The organism is Stenotrophomonas sp. Marseille-Q5258 (genome assembly GCF_946900935.1).
Taxonomy (GTDB): domain Bacteria; phylum Pseudomonadota; class Gammaproteobacteria; order Xanthomonadales; family Xanthomonadaceae; genus Stenotrophomonas; species Stenotrophomonas nematodicola.
This window is the reverse complement of the sequence record NZ_CAMPPN010000021.1, coordinates 70,284-84,520: the sequence shown is the minus strand read 5'-3', so window position 1 is coordinate 84,520 and position 14,237 is coordinate 70,284. Positions and strand designations below refer to the sequence as shown.

Below are 14,237 nucleotides of genomic sequence, written 5' to 3'. Positions count from 1 at the left end.
AGAATCTACCAAGGGGGGTCGGCGGCCGGCGTCGATTGTGTTAAAGAGACAGCACCAGGGGGGCTTCCCGCCGGTTTCCCGCCAAGGTCACCTTGGGACAATCTGGGCAACCTGCAGACCTTCGTGCAGGTTGCCGACACCCGCAGCTTCGTCGAGACCGGCCGCCTGCAGGGCATCACCGCCTCGGCCGCCGGCAAGAGCGTCACCCGCCTGGAGCAGGCGCTGGGGGTGCGCCTGTTTCACCGCAGCACGCGCAGCATCACCCTGACCGCCGAAGGCGAGCGCTTCCTGGTGCGCTGCCGTCGCATCCTCGACGAGCGCGACGCCGCCCGCACCGAGCTGGCCGATCAGACCGCCGCGCCGGTCGGCGTGCTGCGGCTTGGCCTGCCGCTGGTGGGCGACCTGTCGCTGCCGATCCTGACCGAATTCATGGCCGCCTATCCCGGCATCCGGCTCGAGCTGGACTTCGATGACCGCCTGGTGGATGTCGTGGAAGAAGGGTTCGACGCCGTGCTGCGCGTCGGCGACCCCGGCGACTCGCGCCTCAGCGCGCGCCGACTAGGCGTGTTCCCGCGCTACCTGGTCGCCGCACCGGAGTATCTGGCGTGCCGTGGCACCCCGCGCACCGCGGCCGATCTGCGTCAGCACGACTGCCTGCACTACCGCTTCCCGAGCACCGGCAAACTGGAGCCGTGGCCCGTGCCAGTCGCCCCCGGCCAGCCCCCGCTGGACCTGCCGGTGTCGATGGTGAGCAACACCATCGAAGCACGCCTGGCATTCGCCCTGGCAGGGCGCGGCATCGCCTACCTTCCCGAGCACTCCGCGCGCGACGCACTCGCCGACGGCCGCCTGCAGCGGGTGCTGGCCGACCAGATCCATGCCTGCGGCACCTTCTACCTGCTCTGGCCATCGGGCCGGCACGTGCTACCCAAACTGCGCGTCTTCATCGATTTCGTCAGCGCCCGCCTCACCGGCGTGGACTGCTGAGCAGCGCGCGTTCATCGCTGGCCACCGGTGCCTCCGTATACTGGGTTCGCGACAGCCAGTCGCCTGAGTTGCCGAGGTATGCCCGCATGCGCCATTGATGCCGCCGTCGTCTGACGGCCTGTCTCCTCACCACCCTGCCCGGCAGGGAGGAGTTCACGGCATCTATGGAGGTCGCATGACCGCATTCGCCCTTACGCTCGACCGCGTGGCAGTTACGCTGCCCGACGGCCGTGCGCTGTTTTCCGATCTTTCGCTTTCCTTCAACACCACGCCGACCGGCCTGGTCGGGCGCAACGGTGTCGGTAAAAGTGTGCTCGCGCGTCTGCTCAGCGGCGAGCTGGCCCCCACCGCCGGACGCATCCAGCGCCACGGCCACGTACAGCGGCTGGCGCAGCTCAGCGGCGTTCCGTGTGGTCGCATCGTCGACCTTGCCGGTGTCGGGCCGGTGTTCGACGCACTGGCCCGCATCGAGGCGGGCAGTGTCGATCCCGAGGATTTCGCCTGCGTCGGCGAACGTTGGGACCTGCGCGACCGGTTGCAGGCGCAGTGGCATCGCCTCGGCCTGCCCGCGCTCGATCCGCTGCGCCCGGCCGCCACGCTGAGCGGCGGCCAGGTCATGCAGGTGGCACTGTCCGGTGCCTTCCTGTCCAACGCCGACGCGCTGGTGCTCGACGAGCCCAGCAACCACCTCGACGCCTGGCACCGCGATCGGCTGCTGGACGCAATGGCGGACTGGCGCGGCGGTCTCATCGTCATCAGCCACGACCGCACCGTGCTGCAACGCATGCAGCGCATCGTCGAACTCTCGCCTACCGGGCTGCGCAGCTACGGCGGCGATTACGCCCATTACACCGCGCGGAAGCACGACGAACGCAAGGCCGCCGAGGCGCTGCTCGAGCTGCGCAAGCGTGAGCGCCGCCAGCAGCACGAGGTCCTGCGCGAGCAGCGCGAGCGGCAGGCGCACCGGCAATCGCGCGCGCAGCGCGACGCACGCACCGCCAACCAGGCCCCCATCCTGCTTGGCGGCATGAAGAACCGCAGCGAACACAGTGCCGGCCGCCTGCAGATGCAGCAGGCGGAACGGCGCGCCGCACTGGACGCGCGCGTGGACGCGGCTGCCGTCGACGTCGAACGGGAGGTCGCCATCGCAATGCTGCCCCCGGTGCTCGACGATCCCGGCCCGCAACGCGTGGCCAACCTCGTTGCCGCCGGGCTGCCGTGGGTCGCGCCACCGTGGCACACCCTCGACCTCACAGTGCAACGCGGCCAGCGCATCGGCGTGAGCGGCCGCAACGGCAGTGGCAAATCCACGCTGCTGCGTCTGCTGGCCGGCACTGTCGCGCCCTGCAGCGGCCGCGTGGACGTCTCTGCGCGAACGGCCCTGCTCGATCAGTCGCTGTCCGCGCTGCCTGCGTATGACAGTGCCCTGTCATGGCTGCAGCGCGCGCACCCCGGCGAGGATCAGGGCAGCCTGCGCACGCGCCTGGCCCTGCTTGGGCTGGATGCCGGACGCAGCCTGCGGCCGCTGCATGCGCTCAGCGGCGGCGAACGGCTGAAGGCGGCGCTGGCCGCCCTGCTGTACGCCGAGCACCCGCCACAGCTGCTGCTGTTGGACGAGCCCGGCAACCATCTCGACCTGCCCTCACTGGCGGCGCTGGAGCACATGCTCAACCAGTATCCCGGCACGCTGATCGTGGTCTCGCACGATCCCGATCTGCTCGACGCGCTGCACCTGACCCATCGGCTCGACGCCGGCGACCACGGCTGGGTCTTGCATGCCCGCTGACCGCTACCGTGGCTACTGGCGCGCCCAGGCAGGGAACGCGTCGGGCAGCACCTGCCACAGCAGCGGCCCGGCACGCATCTCGTCATCGTTGAGCAGGCACGCATCCAGTTCGGCGCGCACCGCGGCCGCATCCATCGCCACCCCGATCACCGCCAGCTCCTGGCGGCGGTCGCCCCACCACGGGTGCCACAGCCTGCGCATCGCCTGGTACTCGCCCGGGTCACCCACCTCGTCCACTGCGGGCATCGGCGCTGTCCAGCATGCCATCTGCTGGCGCGCCCACCCCACGTCGGTGTAGGGCACCGGCGTGGGCGGCAACACCGGCGCCGTGCCCTCCAGCCCGGCCGCCACGCGCTCCCGCGCGGCGTACCAGAAGCCAGCGGCCTGGGTCTGCATGGCCGGACCGACGCCGGAAAGCTCACCCACCCAGTCCATCCGGTTGGCCAGCCAGAAGAAACCCTTGCTGCGGATGACGCTGCCCAGCCCATGCTCCAGCACCCGCGCGAAACGCTGCGGGTGGAACGGTCGCCGCGCGCGGTACACGAAGCTGGTGATGTCGTACTCCTCGGTCTCCGGTGTATGCCCGCCGCGCAGCGCCTGCATCCAGCCCGGTGCCAGCTGCGCACGCACGAAGTCGAAGCGTCGCGTGTCCAGCAGTTCATGCAACGGCACGTCCCCCCGCGACGCGAGCAGCAACCGCGCGTCGCGGTTCATCGCGCGCAGCACTGCCAGTGTCGATTGCAGCGTGTCGTCATCGGTGAGGTCGCATTTGCTCACCACGATCACATTGGCGAACTCCACCTGCTCGGCCAGCAGCGTAACCACCCCACGTGCATCGTCCTCCCCGACCTGCTGGCCGCGGTCGGCCAGGCGGTCGGTCGAGCCGAAGTCGCGCAGGAACTGCTGCCCGTCCACCACCGTCACCAGCGTGTCCAGCCGGGCGATGTCGTTGAGGCAGAACCCGTCTGCATCGCGCACCTGGAAGGTGGCGGCCACCGGCATCGGTTCGGCGATGCCGGTCGACTCGATCAGCAGGTAGTCATAGCACCCCGCAGCAGCCAGCCGCTTCACTTCCTGCAGCAGGTCATCGCGCAACGTGCAGCAGATGCAGCCATTGCTGAACTCCACCAGCGTCTCTTCGGTGCGGCTCAGCGCCGCCCCGCCGTCGCGCACCAGCTGCGCATCGATGTTGATCTCGCTCATGTCGTTGACGATCACCGCCACGCGCCGTCCCTCGCGGTTGCGCAGGATCTGATTGAGCAGCGTGGTCTTGCCGGCGCCAAGGAAGCCGGACAGCACCGTCACCGGCAGGCGTGAATCGGGGGAAGGACGGGAGGCAGTCATGGCAGGGCAGGCAGCAAGGAGAACTGAAATGTTACTATATAACATTCAAAAACCAAGGCCCCCCCGCCATGAAGCGATCCTCCGCCCTGCTCGATGCCGGTGCCCTCGCCCTGTCCGGCCTGTGTCTCCTGCACTGCCTGGCCCTGCCGTTGCTGGCCGCCACCCTTCCGTTGATGGGGGTATGGGCCGAGGCCGAGTGGGTACACGCGCTGTTCGTGGCCATCGCCGTCCCGCTGACCGGTGTGGCCCTGTGGCGCGCGCACCGTCAGCGGCCCCTGCCTGCGGCAGCGCTGATCAGCGCCGCCGCCGGCCTGCTGTTGCTGCTCGCCGGCGCACTCGGCTGGCCCACGCACGACAGCGAAACGCCCCTGACCGTCGCCGGCAGCCTCCTGCTGGCCAGTACCCATGTCTGGAACGCGTGGCGGCGGCACCGACACTGACCTCCGGCACGCCGCCTGTAGCAGCGCGGTCTACCGCACGCGCATGGCTCAGCGCATCACCATCATGCCGGCGATGAACACCACCAGCGGCGCGGCACTCACCACCGCGCCCACGATGCCCAGCCACGGCCACCGCTCCTGGCGCACGCGCGCGCCCACCGTGGCCATCAGGCCGATCACCGCCGCGGCCAGCACACCGATGGCCGCCCCCGTGGTGCCTTCCCCCGTGGCGGCGGCACTGCCCAGGTGTGCCGCCACGTAACCGGCTGCACCGCCAAGCGGCAATCCAAGGAAACTGGCCAACCCCAACCACGGCGCGCGTGCGGTCCGCGCTGGACGCGGCGCGGTAGTCAACGATGGTTCGGAGCTCACTCGCGTTCTCCCAGGGCGAGCCTCCACGCTACACCACCTTTCGGCGTCGCAGCCACCCTTGCCGCCCGCACGGCGTCTTTGCACGCTCGTCCTAGAATGCTGCAAGGCCTACAGGGAACCGCCATGCGTCACTCTCTCCGCCCGTCCATCTACAGCGTGATGCTCCTCGCCGCGCTGCCGCTCACGGCGTGCCGAAACGGCACCAACAGCGCCAACGTGTTTTCCGCCGATCCCATGCTCGGCTGCTACGCCACCCACCCGCGCAAGCCGGCGGAGTTCCGCATCGAGCAGCAGCAGGGCCGCTACTACGTATCCTTCCAGCGCGACGATCAATGGCAGCGTGAGCCGACGCCTCTGCAGGAATCCACACGCGCCGATATCGCGCGGTTCTTCAAGGACGACGCCGACCAGATCGGCAAGGCACTGGTCAGCCCCCGCGGCGGCTTTGGCCTGTTCAAGTTCAATGCCGGCGCCACCCTCAAAGGCAAGGCATCGGACAGCGACTACATGGGCCTGCTGCTGATCGGCGCCGGCCCCATTTATCCGGTCGCATGCCCCTGAGCGTCCCCTGCCGCCCCGGGTAGCGGCCCAGCGCCAGCGGTTCCGCCCCCCGGTTGTGCGGAACCCTGGCGCTCCCCACCTGGCGTCATGGCTTCGCCGGGTGCCCGCCCATGTGGCGTGTCGTCGACTCCCCAGCCGTCACGCCCCTGCATCGCCGCCACCTGCACGGCCCCCACCGGCATTCCCTGCCCATACTTCAGCATCCCCTTGCATCCTCCTGATCCATCCCACTGGCCGCGTCTTCGCCCAGGGCGCTGCCCGTTCCCGGTTCCCGGCACTCCCCAAACCCCGCCACCGGCCGCCCGACGCCCCGATGGATTGAACTGAGCGGCCACTGCCGGGCATCGCGGACATGCCCGTGCTTGACCGGGTTCTCATGCACGTACGCCACATGACGCGCCAGATCCGCATCGTCCAGGATGCGATGCTCGCGGAACCCGCTGTGCCAGAGCGGACGCACCTGCCGGTCACGGCGCAGGACGGCGCGAGGCGGGTTGCCCGGCAGGTGCCGGTCGAACACGGCTTGGATCTGGCTCCAGCGTTGATGCCCTTCGGTGTCCCCTTCCGGCAGCGTCCAAACGCCGTGCAGGTGATCGGGCAGCACGACGATGGCGTTGATGCGGAACGGGCGCACCACCCGCGCAATCCGGAACGCCAGCCGCAGGTAGGTGGCGTGCTCCACCAGCAGTTGGCTGTGACCATCACGCAGGTGCGCACTGAAGAAGTACGTGGCACCGGGCGACCAAGGGCGGGTAGGCGGGGACATGCGGCCAGTGTGCGAATCCCACCACGCCGGTGCGATCAGGGGATGCCGCAGCTCGCACCGGGAATGCGCCGCACCAACGCGTCAGGGACTTGCCTACACTTGACCTCTGCCTCCCTTCGGTCACGCCATGCGCCGCCCCCCACTTCTGCTGGTCTCCCTGATCCTGCTGCTCGGTGCCTGCCGTGATGGCCACAGCACCGGCCAGGGCCGGCTGATCGGCTGCTATGCCGACACCTCCCGTGCCAAGGAATCAGTGAAGGTCGTGCGCGAGAACGGGGCCTATGTCATGTCGTTCCGCGAGGGCCAGCCCTGGCGGCGCGTCGATACCCCGCTGGGTACCGCCCTCGACGCCCAGATCGCCACCCGGTTCAGCCCGGAAGATGCGGTCGGCATCGATGACATTCTGCTGACGCCCGATGGCCTCAACGGAGTTGCGCTGCTCAAGCCGGATGCCACATTCCAGGGCCAGGCCAGCGCAGGAAACCCGGTCGTGATCGAACGCGGCCGTCCGCGGCTGATGGTAAAGAAACGGTGCCAGTGGCTGTTCGCGCGCGGGCACTATCTCCGTCACGGCGGTTGATGGCCGGCGGCGCATTCCGCCTGCGCGGCAAGCAGCAGGCGTGAGGTCATGTGCCGGTAGGAGGTGCTCTCCAGCCGCTCGGCGGCGGCCGAGGCCGGCGGCAGCACCCGGGCGATGGCCTCGGTCAGCGGGACCGACCAGTTCAGGCGCGGCGTGTCCGAAGGCCCCCCCATCTGCCACGGCAACATGCGCACCTTCTGCGACGTGGACTGCACCACCGACGCCGTCCCGTCGTCGTAGCGGATCGTCATGCGCAGTGAGGGGGCATCATCGGTCCAGCCATAGGCATCGCTGTAGTAGGCAAGCAACTGCGCGCGCAACGCATCACCGCCCAGCGCCGCGCCCATGCGTTTGCGGAGGTCCGCCGCGCTGCAGCCCGGAGAGGCCATGTCCCGCGGCACCACGTCCTCGATCAGGGCGTCCGGACGCAGCCGTCGCGCGGCCATGTCCACCGCACGTTGCCGGGACCACACCGGTGCCGCCGCCGCACGCAGCACTTCGGCCACACGCTGCGGCGGTACCGTGCCGGTGGTGACCGTCGCGGGGCCGCCGCGCCACGTCACTTCGGAGGTGCGTTCAAAGACACGATGCCCGGCGCCCTGCTGCAGGCGATGCACCTCCTCGACGTCCTCGAAGGGGCCTTGTACGAACGTGATCTCGATGCTCGCCACCTCGTGCAGGCGTACTGGCGGCCCCACATCGTCCGGCTGCCCACAGCCGGTCAGGCTCAGCAGCACGGCCAGCATCACGCCGGCTGCCACCCCCTCGCCCGCCCGGGAATGCCAAGGAAATCGGGACTGCTCGATGGCTGCGTTCATGGTCCGCCCGGAGGTTAGCGCTCGTGCCATGCCTGGGCGTTCCACCCACATGGTGCGCTCCGATTGTAGACCGGCCATCCTGCGGCAGCGCATCCCGGTCACACGGCCCGGCCGCGTTCTCGGGTACGATGCCCACCCCTTGACTGCCCTGTCGCCCGGCTGCCCCGCAGCACCGGCGCCCCCGATCCCGTGCCCCATTACACCGGCCCCCTGCTGACCCGCCCGCTCGCCGATGCCCTGCTCCGCGCCCGCGATGCCGGCACAGGCGAATGGAGCGGCTCGCTGGATCTCGGCCGCAGCACCGGCACCGCCATTCTCGGGGCCGACCGCTGGCGCTGGCACGGCCAGTTCTACGCCTACCCCGGCAAGACCAAGGACCGCACGCTCTACTACTGGGATGGCGAGGACTTCGCGCCGATCTCGCGCTTCGGCTCAGCGCTCATCAAACTGGTGCCCACCGACTGGGACGCGCCCACCTTCGAGATCGACGGCATCAAGATGCTGCCCAGCGCGCAGGTGTCGCCGTTCGAGGATGCCCGGCGCAAGGTCACGCTGATCGCCCCGGCGGGCAAAACGGTGCTGGACACCTGCGGCGGGCTCGGCTACTTCGCTGCCTGCTGCCTGGAAGGCGGTGTCACCCGCCTTCTCTCGTTCGAGAAGAATGCCGATGTGCTGTGGCTTCGCACGCTGAACCCGTGGTCGCCGGATCCGGAGGCCGCCAGCAGCGGCGGCCGCCTGTCGCTGACCCATGCCGATGTATCCCAGGCCATCGAAACGCTGGAAACCGCCTCCGTCGACGCCATCCTGCACGACCCGCCGCGCTTCGGCATCGCCGGTGAACTGTACTCGCAGGTGTTCTACGACCAGCTCGCCCGGGTGATCCGCAAGGGCGGCCGCATGTTCCACTACACCGGCGCACCCAACAGACTCACCAGCGGCCGCGATGTGCCGCGCGAAGTGGCCAAGCGCCTGGAGAAGGCCGGCTTCAAGGCCGAGCTTGCGCTGGATGGCGTATTGGCGATCAAGCGCTGAACGCGGGCGCATTCACCGCCTGAAGCTGAAACTCCCGAGACCGCGCGACCAGCGCGCCTGGCCCGCCACGCTTGCCGCGCTGGAGCAGAACTGCCCCCGCCATTCGCCGCGGCCAACGCGGCGCTCCAACCGGTGCGTGGTGGCGTGGCTGCGATGCGCACCATGTTCACGGAACAGCAGCTGGAACTGGTGCCGCTCGAAAACCCCGCCCAACAGCCCGCCGCTGATCTCCGCACGCTGCCGATGGCTGCCGGTGTAGTTGCGCACGCTGCCATCGGCATGCACGTCGCGCACGCGCTCGGCGATTCCCTCCACCCGCCCACGGCGCTGGGACAGCATCACCAGATACGTCACATCCATGCCAGGCGTCTCGCTCGCGAGCGAGCTCTGCTGACGGGTGGTCATGGTCCATACGCCGGAGATATCCGGCACGCGCGTGGCAGCCAACACCCCCAGGCCCACCATGCCACCGGCCGCAACGCAGCCCAGCATCGGCCCCGCCCACGACGACCACCACATCGATGCATCCACACCTGTACTCCCAACCGGTTCTCGGTGGCGATTGTTGGAAATGCCGTACGCGATGACCATAGGATCGGTTGCAACTGCCTGGCCCACGACGCCGGCACGCTACTGCACCCATCGCAACGGTGCGCAGCGCGCATGCGGAACTGAGACGCCATTCCGTGCGGACACGCGCCCCGCGCTGGCAGGCTGGCGCTCCGTCCTTCAGGAGCCTCCGATGCCCTCGCCCGATCACGATTGGCTGCTCGCTTTCGACGAGGAGCTGTGGCGCGTCTACGCGCTGGATCACCACATCGCCGGGCTCGACACGGTGCTGCTCGCCCGCTACGCCCATCTGAGCGGTGCGCAGGCGGCGCGTCAGTTTGCGGCTGACCACGCGGTCGTACCCGTCGTTGCCTGCGCGAAGTGACGCATGCAGCCTCATCCACAGACATCGACGCTGCCCACACATGTCGCGTTCAACCCGTTTCCGCACGCACTGCGTGACGCACTGTGCAGGACCGTTGCAGAACGGCACGTCGCCAGCGGCCAGCGTGCTAGAAGACTCCCCCGCGTCCAACCCAGGGTATGCATATGCGAATGCTCATCGTCGTGGGCGACCGCACCAGTAGCGGCGGCCGTGTCATCACCGGTTCGCCCTTCACCGACATCGAGGGCAAGCCCCTCGCCCGCATCAACGACTACGCCACCTGCCCCGCGCATGGCGGTGCCTTTCCGATCGTTTCCGGGGACACCACCCTCATCATCGATGGCCAGCCGGTGGCACGCGAGGGTGATCGTCTGGCCTGTGGCTGCAGCCTGACCGCCGGGCAGCAGCACCTGGTCCATGTCGACGATGGCCCTGCCGCGACCACTGCCGTGGCGAAGGCACCGGCGGCATTTAACGCACCCGCGCGCCCGCAGCAGACCACCCCCATCTGCGAGCGCTGCCTGCGGAGTGCCGGCGAGCGGGGCACGGCCTTTCTGTCGCGTGCCGCATGATCGCCTACGTGATCCTCGACGCCGCCGTGCGCCCCGACACGCCCGAGGCGTTGTTGCGCCTTGCCCCCCCGGCCAGCTACCGCTCACTGTTCCTGGGCACTCCCGATGCGACGGCCTCCACCTCCGGGCCGTGGCTGCTCGCACCCGCCGATGCGCCGCAGCTCGCACAGTGGTTGGCCGAGGTAGAGCGCCAGCACCCCAACGGGATCACCCTGTTGACCAGCATGCGCCCCTTCGAGACGGTGTTCGCGCACCTGCAGAGGCTGCTCACGCTGCGCCTCCCCGGCGGCGGTGCGGGCCTGCTGCGCTACTACGACCCGCGCGTGATGGAGCAGCTGCACCGGGTGCTCACCGCCGAGCAACGGCATGCCCTGTTTGCGCCGTTCACCGGCTGGCGCACCTGCCGCGGGCAATACCTGCCGGAGTGAGGGAGCGCGCACGTGCACACCGGGTGCGGCAGAATGGACCCACCATCTGCGCGCCAAGGAAGGAAACGTGCTGCCTGTAACGTCCTGGCACCTTGCATGGCTTGTCGTGTTGCCGGCGATGGCAGCGGCCACTCCGGCGCGCGTGCCGCTGGCCTGCGCCGGCGACTTCGCCCGCGCCTGGGCCGACACCGCCGCGCAACTCACCGATGGTGAACAAGCCACCACACTCGTGGATGCGCTGTTGTGCCGCCCCGACAGCGAAGGCGCGCAGGACTATCTGAGAGCGCATGGAGCGGGTGCCGCACCCGCGGGGCCAGATGCCCCCGCACGCCCTGCCAACGCGGTGCCCCTGCCCACCCTGCAGGCCGCGCATGCGGAGGCGATTGCCGCCCATCTCCGCCCTGCGGAGGCGCCGGTGGCACCGGAAACCCGCGATATCCACCTGGCCGTGCGCGCGGCGGGCTGCGCGGACAGCTACCAGCTGATCTACACCGGCCACAACGACTGGCGGCTGGCAGGCTACGTGAGCGCCTGCCATTGATGCAGGGGCGCGCAGTGACCCACTGCGCGCCCGATACCCGAAGGCGTCAGAGCGCGATGCGCGCCACGCTCTCCCGGCTGCCCTCGGCATCCTTGTCGCCGTTCTTGATGGTTACGTACAGCACGTTCTTCTTGGCATCCAGCGCCAGGCTGTTCGGATGCGTCGGCACCGAGTACGTTTTCAGCAGCTTGTAGTTATCGCTGTTGTAGGCCGTCACCGTGCCCGCTTCGCGGTTGGTCACGTACAGGCGCTTGCGCTTGGCATCCAGCAGAATGCCGAGCGGACCGGCGTCGGTGGGGATGCTGGCCAGCTCCTTGCCGGTGGCGCGGTCCAGCACCAGCACACGGTTGCCCGGGTGCTTGGACGCAAAGCCCGAGCTGCTGGCCTGGTACTTGCGGATCATCGCCGAGCCCTGGTCGGTAACGAACAGGCGCTTGCCGGCGGGGTCCAGCGCGATGTTCATCGGCTGCTCGGCACTGATCGGGAAGCGCTGCTCCACCATGCCGCTGTCGGTGCCCACCACCACCAGCTCGGCCAGCAGGTTGGAGGTGTACACGCGCTTGCCCTTGGCATCCAGCGCCAGGCCCGGTGCCTTGGCATTACCCAGGCCCGGAATGGTGTCGATCACCTTCAGCGACTGCGTATCCACCACGAACAGCACGCTGCCCTCGCCCGAGTGGCCGGTCACGTACAGGCGGTTGGCCGGGCCATCCACCACCAGCTCGCGCAGGTCGTGGGTGTAGGCGGCCTTGCCATCCTTGCCCACCTTCTTCTCCATCAACTGCACAATGCCCAGCACCCTGTGCGTAGCCGTATCGAGCACCGTGACCGAGGTATCCACGGTGTTGCCGAGGTACAGGCGGTTGTTGGCGTCGTCCAGCACCATGCCGAACGGCTTGCGCTCCAGCGGGATCTGGGCCTCGAGATCGAGGTTGGTGGGGTCCAGCAGCAGCAGCTGCGGCTGGCCGGCGCTATCGCCAAAGCCACCGGACGAGGCGACATACACGACATCCACCTTGGGGCTGTAGGCCAGTTCGTACAGGCCCTTGGCAAGGACGCTGCGCTGAATGGCGGCCTCGGTGCTGGCCGGCGTGGCGGCTTCGCCCACGGCGAAGGCAGAGGGAGCGCCCAGCGAAAGGGTGACGGCGAGGGCCAGGGTGGCCGAACGGAGAAGGGAACGAGGGTTCATGCAGGCGTCCTTGATGACAGTCAGGAAGAGAAGTCCTTGGCTCGCATGACCGCGTGACGCGGCCAATCCCACACTGTGAAGAGGTGAGGAGGCTGGCTGGCCCGAGGATGTTAACAGGAAGCCGAGCCCCGCCGCAGACCCATGCCCCTTCACCGCTCCACCCCACTCATTCCGCCCCGACCATCGGCACCAACATGCTGCGGATTCGGTGCCATGTAGTTGCTCAGGGTAGAGACTCATGTTTGGTGTCGCGCATATGAGCGTAATGTTCATAACAGCCGTGAATCAGTGACAGGCAACAGCCCAAGTTCGGCCAGACGTATCTCCACGCGATTGGCTTGCTCTACGGCGCTTGCGTCGAACAAGTCGAGGTTCTCTGTTGCCATGATCAGCGTGCCCTCACCAGCATGTTCCATGCGGGCGGCCTCTGGAATCTGGTCGGCGGTGAGCCGCCGACTCACATAGCCCATCCAGCCCAGGAACTCTCTGTGCGGAAAGGCGCCGCAGTGGAGGCTGTAGAGCTTTCTCTCCCTGCCCCAGCCCTGCTGGACATTGGTGTTCACAAAGTTGACCCTCGAATCGTGCGCTAGTGCACGTAGTGAGGCCCATAACAGTTCAGTCGGCGAGGGAAAGACCTCTTCAATACGACAGATCTCCAGCCGCACCTTTCCGGGTCCCGGATTGATGGCAAGAGAGACCCTGCCGCGCGCCAACCACTCTGCCTCGCTCGTGACGTTCGTGAGCAGGACACCGCCGCTCAAGGAAATAGGTGCGCTCGGGTACTCGAGCTGGAACGCGTCCTTGCCAGCCTGTATCCAGGCTGTCATCCGTGCCCGATCATCAAACGCAATGCGCGTGTCGGTAGGCTTGGCAAGCATTGACCACCAGTGCTGGAAGCCAACATGAGCTGCCGCCAGGCGGGCGACCAAACCCGCCGAGTAATCGTACGTCTCAGACGCGGTCAGAACGCACGGCACTATCTGACAGGAGATGGAGATGTTCATGTGGCCTACCTCATTGGGATGTAGATCGTCTGGAGAGCTGCGTCAGCGGATTCGGCACTTCAAACGCCCGCGTGCCAGCGAGAACACCGCATCACCCTCCAAGACCAGCTCCTCTCACCGCCAAGAGGCCCAGCTCGGCCATTGCGATTTCGACCCGGTTGACCTGCTCAACTGAGTGCGCGTCGAAAAGGTCTATCGACTCCGTGGCCAGAATCAGTGTCCCTGGACCATGACGCTCTATACGCGCCGCATCGGGAATCTGCTGGGCGCTGACGGGCTGGTTTACGTACCCCATCCAGCCGATGAAATCGCGATGCTGAAACACCGCCAGTTGGCTGCTGTAGTATCGCCTCTCTCCTCCCCTTGCCTGCTGGACATGGGTTTGCGCAAAGGTCGCCTGCGGTCTGGACGTGAGCACCTTGAGCAGCCCCCACATTACGTCGCATGGGGAGTCGTAGATCTGCTCTAATCGATTGATCTCCAGCCTCAACTCGCCCATTCCCGGCCTGATCGAGAGCGCAACACTTCCTCGCTCACGCCAGCTCGCTTCGTCCGGCGCGTTCGTCAACAGAATGCTATGGTTCGCGAGGGAACTCGTGCCTGGATACTGCTTGTCGAAATAGGCACTTCTAGCTTCTATACGCGTGATGATCTGCTCTCGGTCGGACATAGGAATCTCCGGCTCACGAGCGGAGGATGGCATCAGCCACCATTGTTCGAAGTGTGGATGGACCGTGGCCAGCGTGCTTACCCGTCGGATCGCCTCCTCGTAGATCATGGCTGGTGTCAGTTTTGCTGATACCTCCTTGCAGACAAGCGTGACTTTCACCGTAGAACGCCTTTTGCGGTGGTGTTGGCAAACCGACATTCTGAGGATGCCCAC

The 14,237-nt window shown here is 67.7% G+C and carries 18 protein-coding genes; 10 read left to right on the top strand and 8 right to left on the bottom strand.

Annotated features, from left to right (window positions below; translation table 11 throughout):
* The first annotated feature begins 102 nt into the window (after positions 1 to 102).
* On the top strand, positions 103 to 987 hold the full coding sequence (locus OC534_RS14790) for a LysR family transcriptional regulator (RefSeq protein WP_262072066.1): 885 nt from the start codon (positions 103 to 105) through the stop codon (positions 985 to 987).
* Between the two features lie 175 nt (positions 988 to 1,162).
* Positions 1,163 to 2,773 (top strand): ATP-binding cassette domain-containing protein, encoded by a 1,611-nt coding sequence (locus tag OC534_RS14785; RefSeq protein WP_262072062.1) that lies wholly within the window; start codon positions 1,163 to 1,165, stop codon positions 2,771 to 2,773.
* A 12-nt stretch (positions 2,774 to 2,785) separates the two neighbouring features.
* Here OC534_RS14785 and OC534_RS14780 read toward each other — a convergent pair whose 3' ends face one another.
* The gene (locus OC534_RS14780) at positions 2,786 to 4,117 is read right to left on the bottom strand and encodes a GTP-binding protein (RefSeq protein WP_153164955.1); all 1,332 of its coding nucleotides are present in this window, start codon (positions 4,115 to 4,117) and stop codon (positions 2,786 to 2,788) included.
* Between the two features lie 68 nt (positions 4,118 to 4,185).
* On the opposite strand from OC534_RS14780, the gene OC534_RS14775 reads away from it, so the two are divergent.
* A complete protein-coding gene (locus OC534_RS14775; protein ID WP_017355668.1) occupies positions 4,186 to 4,557 on the top strand; it encodes a MerC family mercury resistance protein in 372 nt (123 codons plus the stop codon).
* Between the two features lie 48 nt (positions 4,558 to 4,605).
* Here OC534_RS14775 and OC534_RS14770 read toward each other — a convergent pair whose 3' ends face one another.
* Entirely contained in the window at positions 4,606 to 4,929 is a 324-nt protein-coding gene (locus tag OC534_RS14770; protein WP_229296516.1) for a hypothetical protein, read from the bottom strand.
* 159 nt (positions 4,930 to 5,088) lie between these two features.
* Here OC534_RS14770 and OC534_RS14765 point away from each other — a divergent pair, with 159 nt between their 5' ends.
* Positions 5,089 to 5,490, top strand: a complete 402-nt coding sequence (locus tag OC534_RS14765; RefSeq protein WP_243746352.1) for a hypothetical protein — start codon at positions 5,089 to 5,091, stop codon at positions 5,488 to 5,490.
* Between the two features lie 196 nt (positions 5,491 to 5,686).
* Here OC534_RS14765 and OC534_RS14760 read toward each other — a convergent pair whose 3' ends face one another.
* Positions 5,687 to 6,172, bottom strand: coding sequence for a transposase (locus OC534_RS14760; protein WP_262072059.1), 486 nt, complete (start codon positions 6,170 to 6,172; stop codon positions 5,687 to 5,689).
* 211 nt (positions 6,173 to 6,383) lie between these two features.
* On the opposite strand from OC534_RS14760, the gene OC534_RS14755 reads away from it, so the two are divergent.
* A complete protein-coding gene (locus OC534_RS14755; RefSeq protein WP_017355672.1) occupies positions 6,384 to 6,836 on the top strand; it encodes a hypothetical protein in 453 nt (150 codons plus the stop codon).
* On the opposite strand, the gene OC534_RS14750 is transcribed toward OC534_RS14755, so the two are convergent.
* On the bottom strand, positions 6,824 to 7,684 hold the full coding sequence (locus tag OC534_RS14750) for a hypothetical protein (RefSeq protein ID WP_136003485.1): 861 nt from the start codon (positions 7,682 to 7,684) through the stop codon (positions 6,824 to 6,826). The two genes, OC534_RS14755 and OC534_RS14750, sit on opposite strands and share 13 nt — an antisense overlap.
* Before the next feature lie 129 nt (positions 7,685 to 7,813).
* Between OC534_RS14750 and OC534_RS14745 the strand changes: the two genes are divergently transcribed.
* Positions 7,814 to 8,686 carry an MnmC family methyltransferase gene (locus OC534_RS14745; protein ID WP_316044087.1) on the top strand — a complete coding sequence of 291 codons (873 nt, stop codon included), beginning with the start codon at positions 7,814 to 7,816 and terminating at the stop codon, positions 8,684 to 8,686.
* Positions 8,687 to 8,698: 12 nt separating this feature from the next.
* Here the strand turns inward: OC534_RS14745 and OC534_RS14740 are convergent, their stop codons facing one another.
* Complete coding sequence (locus OC534_RS14740) at positions 8,699 to 9,217, bottom strand: hypothetical protein (RefSeq protein WP_208020020.1); 519 nt, start codon at positions 9,215 to 9,217, stop codon at positions 8,699 to 8,701.
* 211 nt (positions 9,218 to 9,428) lie between these two features.
* Between OC534_RS14740 and OC534_RS14735 the strand changes: the two genes are divergently transcribed.
* From OC534_RS14735 to OC534_RS14720, 4 genes are all read left to right on the top strand, one after another.
* The gene (locus OC534_RS14735; protein ID WP_262072057.1) at positions 9,429 to 9,620 is read left to right on the top strand and encodes a hypothetical protein; all 192 of its coding nucleotides are present in this window, start codon (positions 9,429 to 9,431) and stop codon (positions 9,618 to 9,620) included.
* Positions 9,621 to 9,790: 170 nt separating this feature from the next.
* Positions 9,791 to 10,192, top strand: coding sequence for a PAAR domain-containing protein (locus OC534_RS14730; protein ID WP_229296518.1), 402 nt, complete (start codon positions 9,791 to 9,793; stop codon positions 10,190 to 10,192).
* A complete protein-coding gene (locus tag OC534_RS14725; RefSeq protein WP_136003478.1) occupies positions 10,189 to 10,620 on the top strand; it encodes a DUF4123 domain-containing protein in 432 nt (143 codons plus the stop codon). Before OC534_RS14730 ends, OC534_RS14725 begins: the two co-directional genes overlap by 4 nt.
* A gap of 67 nt (positions 10,621 to 10,687) precedes the next feature.
* Complete coding sequence (locus OC534_RS14720; RefSeq protein WP_262072056.1) at positions 10,688 to 11,161, top strand: hypothetical protein; 474 nt, start codon at positions 10,688 to 10,690, stop codon at positions 11,159 to 11,161.
* 46 nt (positions 11,162 to 11,207) lie between these two features.
* On the opposite strand, the gene OC534_RS14715 is transcribed toward OC534_RS14720, so the two are convergent.
* The 3 genes from OC534_RS14715 to OC534_RS14705 form a co-directional block, all read right to left on the bottom strand.
* Positions 11,208 to 12,350, bottom strand: a complete 1,143-nt coding sequence (locus OC534_RS14715) for a YncE family protein (protein ID WP_136003474.1) — start codon at positions 12,348 to 12,350, stop codon at positions 11,208 to 11,210.
* A 269-nt stretch (positions 12,351 to 12,619) separates the two neighbouring features.
* Positions 12,620 to 13,354: an immunity 52 family protein gene (locus OC534_RS14710; protein ID WP_262072054.1), complete on the bottom strand. Its 735-nt coding sequence runs from the start codon at positions 13,352 to 13,354 to the stop codon at positions 12,620 to 12,622.
* Between the two features lie 91 nt (positions 13,355 to 13,445).
* Positions 13,446 to 14,183, bottom strand: coding sequence for an immunity 52 family protein (locus OC534_RS14705; RefSeq protein WP_262072053.1), 738 nt, complete (start codon positions 14,181 to 14,183; stop codon positions 13,446 to 13,448).
* Between the last annotated feature and the right edge of the window lie 54 nt (positions 14,184 to 14,237).

Bases quoted from the DNA above. Each gene is read 5' to 3' on its own strand.
- OC534_RS14785 (WP_262072062.1), top strand. From the start codon at position 1,163: ATGACCGCATTCGCCCTTACGCTCGACCGCGTGGCAGTTACGCTGCCC.
- OC534_RS14780 (WP_153164955.1), bottom strand. From the start codon at position 4,117: ATGACTGCCTCCCGTCCTTCCCCCGATTCACGCCTGCCGGTGACGGTG.
- OC534_RS14775 (WP_017355668.1), top strand. From the start codon at position 4,186: ATGAAGCGATCCTCCGCCCTGCTCGATGCCGGTGCCCTCGCCCTGTCC.
- OC534_RS14765 (WP_243746352.1), top strand. From the start codon at position 5,089: ATGCTCCTCGCCGCGCTGCCGCTCACGGCGTGCCGAAACGGCACCAAC.
- OC534_RS14755 (WP_017355672.1), top strand. From the start codon at position 6,384: ATGCGCCGCCCCCCACTTCTGCTGGTCTCCCTGATCCTGCTGCTCGGT.
- OC534_RS14750 (WP_136003485.1), bottom strand. From the start codon at position 7,684: ATGGCACGAGCGCTAACCTCCGGGCGGACCATGAACGCAGCCATCGAG.
- OC534_RS14735 (WP_262072057.1), top strand. From the start codon at position 9,429: ATGCCCTCGCCCGATCACGATTGGCTGCTCGCTTTCGACGAGGAGCTG.
- OC534_RS14730 (WP_229296518.1), top strand. From the start codon at position 9,791: ATGCTCATCGTCGTGGGCGACCGCACCAGTAGCGGCGGCCGTGTCATC.
- OC534_RS14725 (WP_136003478.1), top strand. From the start codon at position 10,189: ATGATCGCCTACGTGATCCTCGACGCCGCCGTGCGCCCCGACACGCCC.
- OC534_RS14715 (WP_136003474.1), bottom strand. From the start codon at position 12,350: ATGAACCCTCGTTCCCTTCTCCGTTCGGCCACCCTGGCCCTCGCCGTC.
- OC534_RS14710 (WP_262072054.1), bottom strand. From the start codon at position 13,354: ATGAACATCTCCATCTCCTGTCAGATAGTGCCGTGCGTTCTGACCGCG.